The 12,233-nt window shown below is 52.2% G+C and carries 9 protein-coding genes; 6 read left to right on the top strand and 3 right to left on the bottom strand.

Going from position 1 to position 12,233, the window contains the following annotated elements:
• The first annotated feature begins 45 nt into the window (after positions 1 to 45).
• Both F7P81_RS11880 and F7P81_RS11875 read left to right on the top strand, forming a co-directional pair.
• Positions 46 to 1,545, top strand: coding sequence for a serine hydrolase domain-containing protein (locus F7P81_RS11880; RefSeq protein ID WP_151159665.1), 1,500 nt, complete (start codon positions 46 to 48; stop codon positions 1,543 to 1,545).
• 164 nt (positions 1,546 to 1,709) lie between these two features.
• A complete protein-coding gene (locus tag F7P81_RS11875) occupies positions 1,710 to 2,627 on the top strand; it encodes a LysR family transcriptional regulator (RefSeq protein WP_022712001.1) in 918 nt (305 codons plus the stop codon).
• Between the two features lie 26 nt (positions 2,628 to 2,653).
• Here F7P81_RS11875 and F7P81_RS11870 read toward each other — a convergent pair whose 3' ends face one another.
• From F7P81_RS11870 to F7P81_RS11860, 3 genes are all read right to left on the bottom strand, one after another.
• On the bottom strand, positions 2,654 to 4,702 hold the full coding sequence (locus F7P81_RS11870) for a TRAP transporter permease (RefSeq protein ID WP_151159664.1): 2,049 nt from the start codon (positions 4,700 to 4,702) through the stop codon (positions 2,654 to 2,656).
• Positions 4,703 to 4,854: 152 nt separating this feature from the next.
• Complete coding sequence (locus F7P81_RS11865) at positions 4,855 to 5,844, bottom strand: TAXI family TRAP transporter solute-binding subunit (protein ID WP_075656542.1); 990 nt, start codon at positions 5,842 to 5,844, stop codon at positions 4,855 to 4,857.
• A 154-nt stretch (positions 5,845 to 5,998) separates the two neighbouring features.
• Entirely contained in the window at positions 5,999 to 7,420 is a 1,422-nt protein-coding gene (locus F7P81_RS11860; RefSeq protein ID WP_022712004.1) for a short-chain fatty acyl-CoA regulator family protein, read from the bottom strand.
• A gap of 276 nt (positions 7,421 to 7,696) precedes the next feature.
• Between F7P81_RS11860 and F7P81_RS11855 the strand changes: the two genes are divergently transcribed.
• The 4 genes from F7P81_RS11855 to F7P81_RS11840 all read left to right on the top strand — a co-directional run bounded on the left by F7P81_RS11855 (position 7,697) and on the right by F7P81_RS11840 (position 11,886).
• Positions 7,697 to 9,211 carry an MmgE/PrpD family protein gene (locus tag F7P81_RS11855; protein ID WP_151159663.1) on the top strand — a complete coding sequence of 505 codons (1,515 nt, stop codon included), beginning with the start codon at positions 7,697 to 7,699 and terminating at the stop codon, positions 9,209 to 9,211.
• Between the two features lie 129 nt (positions 9,212 to 9,340).
• Positions 9,341 to 10,531: a bifunctional 2-methylcitrate synthase/citrate synthase gene (prpC, locus tag F7P81_RS11850; protein WP_151159662.1), complete on the top strand. Its 1,191-nt coding sequence runs from the start codon at positions 9,341 to 9,343 to the stop codon at positions 10,529 to 10,531.
• Between the two features lie 23 nt (positions 10,532 to 10,554).
• Positions 10,555 to 11,466, top strand: a complete 912-nt coding sequence (prpB, locus tag F7P81_RS11845) for a methylisocitrate lyase (RefSeq protein ID WP_151159661.1) — start codon at positions 10,555 to 10,557, stop codon at positions 11,464 to 11,466.
• A gap of 120 nt (positions 11,467 to 11,586) precedes the next feature.
• Positions 11,587 to 11,886: a TFIIB-type zinc ribbon-containing protein gene (locus F7P81_RS11840; protein ID WP_075656552.1), complete on the top strand. Its 300-nt coding sequence runs from the start codon at positions 11,587 to 11,589 to the stop codon at positions 11,884 to 11,886.
• Positions 11,887 to 12,233 lie beyond the last annotated feature (347 nt).

Raw genomic sequence — 12,233 nt, 5'->3', positions numbered from 1 at the left:
TTGAATTAAAAACCTGCATGAACAGGGGCATGGGAAGAAGCGATCATGGCTATGAACTGGGACGCCGCCTTATCAACCGCACAAAAACTGACTGCACAATGGCCTGCCAATGAGCCGGGAGGCGTGATTATCGGCTTTGATGCCGATGGTATCCGTTTCAGCACTGCCAGCGGTGTGGAAAGTCTGGCAACCCATAAGCCGTTTTCTGCTGATAGTGTTGTGCGTTATGCTTCTGTGACCAAGCATGTCTTTGTTTCTATGGTGCTGAAACATGCAGACAAGATCAACCTTGATGATCCGCTCGGCAAACATCTGCCGGAGCTGAAAAAGCCTTTGAGCGAAGTGACTGTCGGTCAGGCGCTGGATATGAGCGGCGGTCTGCCCGACACGCGCGAATGTCTGACTTTGCTCGGCCTGTCGATTTATACGGAAACCCATAATGACCGGCTGATGGACTTCCACGCGACGATGGAACGCCTCAATTTTGATGCCGGTACGCAGGTCTCCTATTCCAATACCGGTTACCGTCTGGTGGAAATTGCGCTGGAGCGTCTGGGTCTGCGCTTTGATGATTATCTGCAAAATGAAATCGTACCATTGCTCGGCGTACAGCTGAAAGCACCGGATGTCTGGAATGATCCGGTGGATGGTCTGGTGCCGGGTTACTGGCATGATGGTAAAAAATGGCAGCTCAGTTCAGCCGGTCTTTATATTTCTGCGGCCGGTAGCCTGACCGGTAGCGGTACAGCGCTGGCGACCTGGGCGCAGGCTCTGATGTGCGGCAAAGGTCAGCTTTCCGGTGTGATTGAGAAGATCAGCGCGCCACGCAAAATGGCTGATGGCCGTTTGTCTGCCTATGGTCTCGGTTTTGTTGCTTCTGAACTTGATGGTCTGAAGCTGGTCGGTCATGGCGGCTCGCATCCGGGTTATAAGAGCTATGTGCTGATTTGCCCTGAGCATCAGTGTGGTTTTGTGGTTGTCGCCAACCGTGATGACGCCAATGGCAGCAAGATGGCGCAGGCTGCAATGGCTGCGCTTGCAGGTCGTTCGTTACCGCAGACCGGAAGTACAATTCCGGATGGTTTTTATGTCACCGAAACCGATCATCACTGGGTTGAGATGAAGGGCGGTAACGTCACTTATATCGACAATGAAGATGCGCTCTATTATGAAGGTAATGGCTGGTTTTCATCCCGCTCGGCTACGTCACCAATCCTGCTGCGCTGGACAGGTGAGGTGCTGGAAGGGGAACTTGGCCATGCACCGCGCCGTCTTTATCCGGTAACACCAAAGCCTGCCGGTAATGAACTCGACGGTAGCTGGAAGTCGGTTTACGGTGCTGCTTTTGAGATCGCCAACGGCACGGTAATTATGGGTGTCGGCCCTGTTCAACAGACAATGCCTGTCACCGATCTTGGCAATGGCCGCTATCTGTTTACGCTCCATGACGGCCCGTGGGTGAAACGGGTTTGCATCAATCGCCTGAGCGATAATCGCGTTGAACTGGTGCTGAGCCGCAGCCGTATGCTGGAATATACCCGCTAATCTTCAGTAACTGAAGTGACTGCCGTTCTCTGATATCTGCGGATATTTAAGAGAGCGGCCGTTTTTTATGTTTCTGTTCAAATATGCTGACATATCGTATAAGGCCTATTCTGAACCTGCATGCCTGTATGCAAAACAGGCAATCATGACGAAGGATCCGTATTGTGGAAATTAAGTGGGTTGAAGACTTTCTGGCGCTTGCTCATACTTTAAATTTCTCCAAAGCTGCAGATGAACGCCACGTTACCCAGTCTGCTTTCAGCCGCCGCATCAAGCAGCTGGAAACATGGCTCGGCACGACCCTGATTGACCGTGCGACTTATCCTTCGCGGCTCACCGAGGCCGGTGAAAAATTTATTCCGGTGGCGCAGGAAACACTGAAGTCACTCTATCAGGTGCGTCAGGGCTTTCAGGCAAACCAGACACTGGAAGCACAGACGATTTCTTTCATCGCATTGCATACATTGTCCTTCACATTTTTTCCGCAATGGGTGAAGGAAACCAGTGATAATACCGCACCGGTTTTCACACGGTTGCGGCCGGATACAGGCAGTGTTGAAGGCAATGTGAATGCACTTGTTGACGGCGATTGTGATTTTCTGCTGACCTATGTGCATCCGTCTGTGCCACTGCTGCTCGATGCTGCAGACTTTGATTATAAGGTTGTCGGCTTTGAGCAGATCATTCCGATCAGCGCACCGGATGCTGATGGCAACCCGCTGCATATGGTTGGCCGCGGCGAGCAACCGTTTGATTATATCGGCTATGAAAAATCATCCTTCTTCGGTCATTTGCTGAGTGAATTATTTGCGCTGAAAATGCCGGAACATCGTCTGGTTCATGAAGGCAGTATGTCCATCGGGCTTAAAGGCATGTCGATGGCCGGATGGGGCGTGGCATGGGTGCCGCGCAGCCTTATTGCAGAAGAGCTGGCCACCGGCCAGCTGGTGCATGGTGCGGATATGTCATGGAATATTCCGCTGGAAATCCGTCTTTACCGCTCCAGAAACAATCAGCGTTCTGTGATTGAGAAATTCTGGAACCGGTTGCCGGATTTGAAACAGACAAAAGATGACCATTAAAAAGGGCGCTTTAAGCGCCCTTTTTATTATACCGGCTGTGCCTGCCGCACACCTGCCACTTGTCGCATCAGCACAGGAACGAGCAGTGCCAGACCCAGCAGGGATGTATAAATTTCCGGTACGACCAGCAGGATTGCCGCAATAATCAGCAGCACCTGTTCCCAGCGTTTGGTACGCACCAGCATAAAGCCGGACAGCGCAGCACCCAAAGCGGTAATCCCGATCACGCAGCCGATAAAGGCGGTGAAGAATTCGCCCCATGAGAAATTGGCATTGACCAGCAAGAGTGACGGCGAGAATACAAACACAAACGGTACCAGCACTTTACCCAAACCTAAGCGGAAGGCGGTATTACCGGTTTTAAACGGATCGGCACCGGCCATCCCCGCAGCCGCATAGGCTGCAAGCGCCACCGGCGGCGTGATATCGGCCAGAACCCCGTAATAAAACACGAAAAAATGCGCAACAATCGGTTCAACACCGAGCAGTGCCAGTGTCGGTGCGGCAATGGTTGCCATGATGATATAATTTGCCGTTGTCGGAATACCGCAACCCATCAGAATACAGACAATGCCGGTCATGATGAGGGTAAACAGCAAAGTCAGCGTTGAGGCACCGATCAGCGCGGCAGGCAGGAATGTGCCAAACCATGCGGCAATATCCGCCGCTGTTGTGGTCACAATATAGGAGATTTTGAAGCCGACACCGGTGAGTGTGACCACGCCGACAACAATGCCGACTGTTGCCGCTGCTGCACCGACGGCGAGGGCATATTTTGCACCGTCGCGCAGGCTTTCAAAAATCTCTTTGACGGACATGCGTTTGCGCGGATTGAGCAGACCGACCGCAATACACAGCGTGATCCCCCAGAACGCCGCAAGATAAGGTGTGTAACCGGACAGAAGTACGCCAACCAGCACAACAAGCGGTATAACCGTCGGCCAGTCCCGTTTGAAAGCTTCTTTCAGATCAGGCATTTCATCCGGGGTCATGCCGCGCAGGCCTGTACGCTTGGCTTCAAAATGCACCTGCATCAAAACGCCGAAGAAATGCATGAAGGCCGGAACAATCGCGGCAATAATAATGGTGGTGTAAGGCAGATTGAGGAACTCAATCATCAAAAAGGCGGCAGCGCCCATAATCGGCGGAGTAATCTGACCACCGGTCGAGGAAGCAGCTTCAACTGCGGCTGCGAAATTGCGTTTATAGCCAAGGCGGATCATCGCCGGAATGGTGAGCGAGCCGACGGTTACTGTATTGGCAACAGAGGAGCCGGAAATCATACCAAACAGCGCCGAGCCGAAGATCGAGACCTTTGCAGGGCCGCCTGCATAGCGCCCTGCAACCCATGCGGCACAATCAAGAAACAGTTGTCCGAGACCAATACGGGTGGCAAAAACACCAAACAACACGAAGTGGAACACATAGGTAGCAACCACGCCAAGCGCGATACCGTAAACACCCTGTGTTGTCAGATAAAGATGGTCAACGATCTGAGAAACGGACGAACCCGGATGCACCAGAATACCGGGCATGGACGGACCGAAATAGGCATAAAGCATAAACAGCACGGCGATTATCGGCAGCGGCCAGCCGACCGAACGGCGTGTGGCCTCCAAAAGCACGATAATCAGCAGACCGCCGAGCATCACATCGGTTGTTGTCGGATTGCCGACGCGGAAGGCCAGATCATCCAGCGGGATGAGCGGCACATGCATAACCGCAACGACAGCACCAATCGCCAGCGCCCAGTCGATGATGGAAATACCGAGTGGCCGCAGCAAAGTGGATTTTGCCGGTTCCGTATAACCTTTTGGCGAAAACGGAAACACCAGAAACACCAGACCCAGCACGAATGCCAGATGGATGCCGCGATGCATGGTTTCAGACAGAATACCAAAACCGGCCGTATAATAGTGAAACAGTGAGAGAATAATCAGCAATGTGCCGACTATCCGGGCAGTGACAGGCAACAACGGGCGAAAGCGGATTTCTGAATCGAATTTCTCTTCGAGTTCGCGCGCTTTTTCTTCATCCAGCTCCATAGGTTTCAACGATTGTTGCTCTGTGGTCATGGGGAAATTTCCTGAAAATATGGCTAAAGGCGCTGGCGTTCACGGCTGACTGTAGCAGCCGGACGCACTCGCCCGTCAAAATGCGTATTGTAAACCTGTGAGAAAATCCTGCACCGGACTTTATGAGAGTCTGGTGCAGGATAAACGATTTTTTATTTCAGCAGGCCGGCTTCTTTGTAGAAGCGTTCAGCACCCGGATGCAGCGGAATACCAAGGCTGGTCACTGCATTCTGCAGGGTAATCATTTTACCCTTCGCATGGCCGGCATCAAGCGCCTTGCGGGTTGCATCATTCCACATGGTCTTGGTGATGTTATAGACCAGTTCATCGGACTGTTTCGCGCTTGTCACCATCTGGGCGGCAACGGAAATTGTATCGGTTGCACCGACATCTTTATAAGTATCGGCCGGTACAGTATCCTTGGCGAAGAAGCTGTATTCTTTGAGGATTTTCTCCATTTCCGGTCCTTCAATCGGAACCAGAGAAATACCATTGGTGCTGGCGAGTTCGGAAATCGCACCGGTCGGGTAGCCGCCAACGAAGAAATAGGCATCCAGCGCGCCGTCTTTCAGGCGGTCACCGGCAGGACCCGGTTTCAGATACTCGGCCTTCACGTCTTTTTCAGTCATGCCATAGGCACCAAGTACAATACGGGCATCGACAATGGTACCGGAACCCGGCTCATCAAGTGAGACGCGTTTGCCTTTGAGATCAGCAACAGATTTGATGCCTGCATCTTTACGGGCAACCAGATGCACGGTTTCTGGATAGAGTGTTGCGATCAGACGCAGATCTTCCACCTTGCCTTTGCCTTCATAAAGGCCGGTGCCGGTATAGGCCCAATAGGCGACGTCAGACTGGGTAAAACCGGCTTCAAGACCACCGCTTTGTACTGCATTAATATTGGCGACAGAACCGTTGGAAGAGACTGCGGTTGCCACCAGACCCGGAACGCCCTGATCGCCATTGCCGGAGATCGCATTGGCGATCAATCCGCCGATCGGATAATAAGTGCCTGCGGTACCGCCGGTGCCGATACGGAAAAACGAAGGTGATTGTGCAGTTGCAATGGTTACGCCGAGTGCTGCCGTTCCCAAAACAGCTGCGGCCATAAAGCGGCGAAAATTTTTGCCAAATTTCATATTCTCTCTCCCTCTGGAATATCCTCTGCAGTGAACATGAAAAGACCGGCGCGACTTGTCAACCTTTCTGATATAGATAGAAACCACATTATACTTTAGTATAATAAGAAAAAACTCCTTTGAATTCAGTGCCCTGACGGGAGGCAATCACTTCTCAGGCGGTCATATAAGGAGCAAAATTCGTCTGCGCCTCATCAACCTGTATTGTGGAATAGAGCGGCGGGAACGCACGTTGCGGGCATTTTTGCCGTTCGCAGATTTTACATCCTGCGCCGATCGGTGTGCGTGCCGCCGGATCATCAAGGATCATACCTTTGGAATAGACCAGCCGGTCGGCATGATGCAGATCACAACCCAGTGCAATGGCAAAGCTTTTTGAAGGCGCTTTATAACCGCCTTGCCGGTGGCGGATCATTTTGGCAATCCAGAAATAAGTGCGGCCGTCCGGCATTTCGGCCTGCTGGGTCAGGATACGATCCGGTGAAGAAAAAGCCGCATAAATATTCCACAGCGGGCATGTGCCGCCAAAGCGTGAAAAGTGAAAATCGGTCGCCGACTGGCGCTTGGAAATATTGCCCGCACGATCCACGCGGATGAAGAAAAACGGCACGCCGCGTGCCTCCGGCCGTTGCAAAGTGCTGAGCCGGTGGCAAATGGTTTCGAAACTCACGGCATATTTTTGCCCAAGTAATTCAATATCATAGCGTAATTGTTCTGCACTTTGCAGAAAATGCATATAGGGCATCAGCACGGCACCGGCGAAATAATTGGCAAGTCCGATCCGCGCCAGCACCCGTGCTTCAGGGCTGGAAAATGCCGTCTTTTCCAATAACTGATCCAGCAGATGTTTCTGTTCCATAAAGGCGATTTGCGTTGCCAGCTGAAAGGCCTGCTGGCCTTCATCAAGACGCGGGGAGAGAGAGAGCAGGCGGGTGCTGCTGTCGTAATGACGAACCTTGTCTGAACTGTCGGGCCCTGATTGTTCAACCAGCCGCACGCCGTGCATTTGCATCAGCCGCTCTGCCAGCGCATGTTTCATTTTGCCGACAGGAAGACCGAGTTTGTGGCTCAGCGCCTCACCTTCATGGTCGAGTTCCGGAATATAATTGCGGTGTGCATAGAAATATTCGCGCACTTCCTCATAGGGTGTGGAGAGCATCACCGGCAGATCGGCGGAGCGGTCATTGCCAAGCTGGTTTGCAAGATATGCAGATTGCTCCTGCGCCTCGCCAAGCTGTTTATGCATTTCCACAATCAGCCGTCCGACAGCGGGCATATTGGCGGCAAGTTCGCGGATTTCAGTTTTGCCGAGTTGCTCATTCAGGCGCGGATCGGCAAAAACTTCGCGCAGATCGCTGAACAGCCGCGCCTCATCGGCTTCAGAAAAAAGCTGAACATCTATGCCGAAGACCTCATTGAGCCGTAACAAAACCTGTACGGTCAGCGGGCGCTGATTATTCTCGATCTGGTTGAGATAACTCAAAGAAATCCCTAGGCTTTTCGCCAGAGACATCTGGGTGAGCTGACGCTCTTCCCGTAGTTTTCTCAATTTTATGCCAACAAAAGTCTTACGCATTCTTCAGGCCCTCCCGACCTTTCAGATCAACGCTGTTCTCGTCATTCCTTTTATTTGCATGCGGTTTGCGAAACTGTGACGACTTCGCAAGTTTCACAATTTCACAAAAAATCACCGCCGTCACTTCGCTTTTTCAACCATAGGCGCAAAGATTTGCCGCTGTATAGTTGGTTTACAGAGTGCATTCGGCTTCGCAAGTTACACAATTCACTGCTGTCGGAGGACGGCAGAAACGGGTTGTCATAGTCTTTGGCTAAGACAGAGAGGGATTTTTCTGTGAAACTCCATAAAGTGCGTACCTATAAATCTGCAGAACATCTGGCGCGTGAAGATCAGCTGGCATGGAAATTTGCCGCCATGGCCGCCGATGATGTGCCGCTGGACGATGATGTTGTTGAAATGATCGGCAACCGTATCATCGACAATGCGTCTGTGGCGGCGGCATCACTGATGCGCCGTCCGGTTGTCAGCGCAAGAATGCAGGCACTTGCTCATCCTTATAAGCGCGGTGCCACAGTGTTCGGGTTGCCTGCGGATCAGCGCGTGTCACCGGAATGGGCAGCATGGGCGAATGGTGTTGCGGTACGCGAACTGGACTTTCACGATACATTTCTCGCAGCCGATTATTCCCATCCGGCGGATAATATTCCGTCGATGCTGGCGGTTGCGCAGCATTGTGGGCTCAACGGTTCTGCGCTGGCACGCGGTATTGCTACCGGTTATGAAATTCAGGTCAATCTCGTGAAAGGCATCTGTCTGCACGAATTTAAGATCGACCATATTGCCCATTTGGGACCTTCGGCTGCGGCCGGAATCGGCACCATGCTTGGCCTGAGCACTGAGCAGATTTATCAGGCTATTCAGCAGGGTCTGCACACCACAACCACCACACGTCAGTCGCGTAAAGGCGAGATTTCCAGCTGGAAAGCCTATGCGCCTGCTTTCGCCGGTAAAATGGCAGTGGAAGCCGTTGACCGTATCATGCGCGGTGAGGGTGCGCCGTCTCCTGCATGGGAAGGTGAAGACGGTTTCATCGCATGGCTGCTTGGCGGCCCGAAGGCTGAATATTTTGTGCCGGTGCCGGAAATCGGTGAGCGCAAACGTGCGATCATGGATACTTATACGAAAGAACATTCGGCTGAGTATCAGAGTCAGGCGCTGATCGATTTGGCACGGCGTATGCGTTCAAGTGTTAGGGATTTCTCTAAGATTGCCAGCATTGTGCTGCATACCAGCCATCATACTCATTATGTGATTGGTACCGGTGCCAATGATCCGCAGAAAATGGATCCGAATGCCAGCCGTGAAACGCTTGACCATTCGATCATGTATATTTTTGCAGTCGCACTGGAAGACGGCACATGGCACCATGAACATTCCTATGCACCGGAGCGTGCCAAACGTCCGGAGACAGTTGCGCTGTGGCACAAGGTTAGCACGGTGGAAGATCCGGCATGGACAAAGCGCTATCACAGTCATGATCCGAATGAAAAAGCCTTTGGTGCCCGTGTGGTGATTACCATGCAGGATGGTTCGGTGATCGAAGATGAACTGGCGCTGGCCGATGCGCATCCGTTGGGTGCCCGCCCGTTCAAACGGCCGGATTATGTCCGAAAATTCCGCACACTGGCTGAGGGTATTATCAGCGAGCAAGAGCAAGATCGTTTTATCAAAACCGTTGAACGCCTGACTGATCTCACAGCTGATGAACTGGCCGGTCTCAATATCACAGCGCTGCCGGGCAAATGCGAACCGGGCAAAGCGCATGGTATTTTCGACTGGCAGAGTTGAGTGGGTCTCTGCGGGTGCCGCATTTGATGGCACCCGTTATCCGCAACGCACAATCTGAGTTGCAGGCATAGTCTCCGCGATGATCCGGGAGGGATCGGAGATAGTGCTTTGTAACCAAGGGAGAGAATGATGAGCATTGCAGAAAGTGAAACAAATGCACCGGTGACACCGCCAAAAAAGAAATCCGTGGCTTTGTCCGGCGTGGTTGCCGGTAATACTGCCCTTTGTACCGTGGGGCGCAGCGGTAATGATCTGCATTATCGCGGCTTCGATATTCATGATCTCGCCTTGCAATGCGATTTTGAAGAAGTCGCGCATCTTCTGGTGCATGGCACGCTGCCGACCAAACGCGAATTGATTGCCTATCAGCAAAAGCTCAAAGCGATGCGCGGTTTGCCGACCAATGTGAAGGCCGCGCTCGAATTGCTGCCAGCCGCCAGCCACCCGATGGATGTGATGCGTACCGGCGTTTCCGTCCTCGGCTGTGTGCTGCCGGAAGTCAGCGGCCATCCGCAAGCGGGTGCCAAAGATATTGCTGACCGGCTGATGGCTTCCCTCGGTTCCATGCTGCTCTACTGGTATCACTTTGCCCATCATGGCCGCAGGGTGGAACTGGAAACTGATGATGACACAATCGGCGGGCATTTCCTGCGTGTTCTCCACGGCAAAGAACCAACACCGGCAGCCGTGCGGGCGATGAATATCTCGTTGATCCTCTATGCTGAGCATGAGTTTAACGCGTCCACTTTCACGGCGCGTACCATCGCGGGAACTGGCTCTGATGTCTATTCCTGCATTGCCGGAGCCATTGGTGCGCTGCGCGGGCCTAAACATGGCGGTGCCAATGAAGTAGCGCTGGAAATTCAGCAGCGTTATGCCGATCCTGATGAAGCGGGGGCCGATATTCTGCGCCAGCTGGAGCAGAAACAGGTGGTGATCGGTTTCGGTCATCCGGTCTATACGATTGCCGATCCGCGTAATGAGATCATTAAAAAAGTCGCGCTGGAACTGTCGGAAGAAGCCGGCACAACCAAAATGTTCGACATTGCCGAGCGTATTGAAACAGTGATGATGGACAACAAGAAAATGTTCCCGAACCTCGATTGGTTCAGCGCGGTTTCTTACCATATTCTCGGTGTGCCGACCGCAATGTTTACGCCGCTTTTTGTGATTGCCCGCACCTCCGGCTGGGCGGCGCATATTATCGAACAGCGTATCGACAATAAAATCATCCGTCCGTCCGCGAATTATATCGGCCCTGACAATCTGACTTTTGTGCCGATTGATGAACGATCCGCATCCACTCCTAAGACTATTTAACTGAGACAGCCTGAGTGAGTATTATGCCTTATTTATCTGCATCTGATCTGCCAACCAAAGCCGCCGGTGAGCGGTTTCGTGACTTGATGAACAGACCCGGCATTGTGCAATTGCCGGGTGCGCATAATGGTATGGCGGCCATTCAGGCGCGCAATGCCGGTTTTGAGGGGCTTTACCTCTCCGGCGCAGCTATGACGGCTTCAATGGGTTTGCCGGATCTTGGTATTATTACGGTTGATGAAGTGGCTTTTTTCATTCGTCAGATTGCCCGCTCCAGTGGTTTGCCGCTCGTGGTCGATGGTGATACGGGTTATGGCGAGGCGCTCAATGTGATGCATATGGTGCGCACATTTGAAGATGCAGGCGCTGCCGCTGTGCATATTGAAGATCAGTTGCTGCCGAAAAAATGCGGCCATCTGAATGATAAAAAACTGGCCGGTGCTGAGGATATGGCCGCAAAAGTGGCTGCTGCTGCCAAAGCACGCCGTCATTTATATCTGATTGCCCGTACCGATGCCGCTGCCAGTGAAGGCATGGACGGTGCTGTGGCACGTGCCAAGCTTTATATGGAAGCTGGTGCCGATGCGATTTTCCCGGAAGCGCTGAACACGGCTGAAATGTTCCGTGAATTTGCCAGACGTATGCCCGGCGTGCCACTGCTGGCCAATATGACCGAGTTTGGCCGTACACCTTTCTTCACCGCGCAGGAATTTGAGGAGATGGGTTATAAAATGGTGATCTGGCCGGTGTCCTCTCTGCGTGTCGCCAATAAAGCGCAGGAAAAACTCTATGCCACGATCAAGCGTGATGGCGCCACCAAAGCCATGGTTGATGAAATGCAGACCCGTGCGGAGCTTTATGATGCAATCGGGCTGAACCAGTATGAAGAACTTGACCGCACGATTATCAAAAGTATCGTTCCGTCAATGGATTAAGCGGAATTTGTCTGATGAGATGAAATATGGGCGGGCAGAGATAAAACTGTGGTCTCGCACTTGAAAAACCACAATTCGCAACCCAAGTGCAAATCCTGACCAATCAGGAGGCCCTTAATAATGCTTTGCCCTATCGATAATACCGAGCTTGTCATGTCTGACCGGCAGGGAATTGAAATCGACTATTGCCCGAAATGCCGTGGTGTATGGCTGGATCGTGGTGAGCTGGACAAGATTATTGAGCGCTCAGTTCCTGCAGAACCTGTGCGCACAGCGAGCAAGGATGATCACCGCTCCGACAGCCGCGGTCATGACCGTGATCGCGATTATGACCGTGACCGTCGTGATCATGATGATTACGGCCATGGCAAGCCATATCGTAAAAAGAAATCGCTGCTGGGCGAGTTGTTCGACTTCTGATCTGGCAAGCTATTACAAGCAGGAGCCTGCACCGGAATCACCGGTGCAGGCTTTTTAGTTTTTAAGGCCATGGTGTCGGTAAAAACGGCTACTCTTTTGCAGGTAAACAGGCGGCATCAGTATGATGATTGTATTTTTATGAGTTTTTAAAAAGGGATAGAGATTTTCTGCCGGTCTTCGGGTTTTTAGAAAAATCTGCCCGCTCCCATGTTTTTGCGTTGTCGGAAATAACGGTTTCGTGTAAAAGGTGACTTTAATTCACATGTTTAACTGTCTTTGCTTAGACCTCTGCTTTTACTGAATTAGTGATCGTTCCGGCCGGGCATTTTCATTGTTGCGCAGGCTTT

Source organism: Pseudochrobactrum saccharolyticum (genome assembly GCF_008801715.1).
GTDB classification, from domain to species: domain Bacteria; phylum Pseudomonadota; class Alphaproteobacteria; order Rhizobiales; family Rhizobiaceae; genus Pseudochrobactrum; species Pseudochrobactrum saccharolyticum.
This window is presented reverse-complemented; position numbering and strand designations above follow the sequence as displayed.

Bases quoted from the DNA above. Each gene is read 5' to 3' on its own strand.
- F7P81_RS11880 (WP_151159665.1), top strand. From the start codon at position 46: ATGGCTATGAACTGGGACGCCGCCTTATCAACCGCACAAAAACTGACT.
- F7P81_RS11870 (WP_151159664.1), bottom strand. From the start codon at position 4,702: ATGACCACAGAGCAACAATCGTTGAAACCTATGGAGCTGGATGAAGAA.
- F7P81_RS11865 (WP_075656542.1), bottom strand. From the start codon at position 5,844: ATGAAATTTGGCAAAAATTTTCGCCGCTTTATGGCCGCAGCTGTTTTG.
- F7P81_RS11860 (WP_022712004.1), bottom strand. From the start codon at position 7,420: ATGCGTAAGACTTTTGTTGGCATAAAATTGAGAAAACTACGGGAAGAG.
- prpC (WP_151159662.1), top strand. From the start codon at position 9,341: ATGAGCATTGCAGAAAGTGAAACAAATGCACCGGTGACACCGCCAAAA.
- prpB (WP_151159661.1), top strand. From the start codon at position 10,555: ATGCCTTATTTATCTGCATCTGATCTGCCAACCAAAGCCGCCGGTGAG.
- F7P81_RS11840 (WP_075656552.1), top strand. From the start codon at position 11,587: ATGCTTTGCCCTATCGATAATACCGAGCTTGTCATGTCTGACCGGCAG.